Annotated in this window: 1 pseudogene; it reads right to left on the minus strand. The window is 51.9% G+C overall.

Annotated features, from left to right (window positions below):
* Positions 1-388: pseudogene (locus EN893_RS37530) on the minus strand (hypothetical protein); the annotation flags it as partial.
* Between the last annotated feature and the right edge of the window lie 80 nt (positions 389-468).

A 468-nucleotide genomic window follows, 5' to 3' on the forward strand; every position in this document is an offset into this window, starting at 1 on the left:
TACCGGTAAGAGATGCGAAAACCTTCCATACGACGTTGGAGGATTTCGCCTCGTTTATGTAGTCGGTGTAGTCGTTAAAATCGAACGGCTTTCCGATTTTCTCAATCGCCACCGTGGACTGAAAAATGTCGCGCTTGATGTCTTGAATCGAGTTCAGGCCGAACAATGAGACTTTTGCGTAACGTTTCAGCTTGAGTTTTTTACTGAGGACCGCCTTCGAGAGAACATCGTCCCAGGTATATGTCTTGCCCGTGCCCCAATCACCGCGGATACACAGAACCTGCTCCTTATTTGACGCTAGAAACTGACCGATGGCTTCACGCACCCGCTGCACTGACATAATACCCCCCTCCGCAAGTAGCGGACAAATGTAGCTGTCCTGCGCCAAGATGCCAGGGCCGGACGACGGCGTTACGCGTGACGAGCGTCTTTCGCCCAGAAGATGGTCTCTGGAAGATCGTGCATCGT

It is taken from the genome of Mesorhizobium sp. M7A.F.Ca.CA.004.04.2.1, assembly GCF_004022825.1.
Lineage (GTDB): Bacteria > Pseudomonadota > Alphaproteobacteria > Rhizobiales > Rhizobiaceae > Mesorhizobium.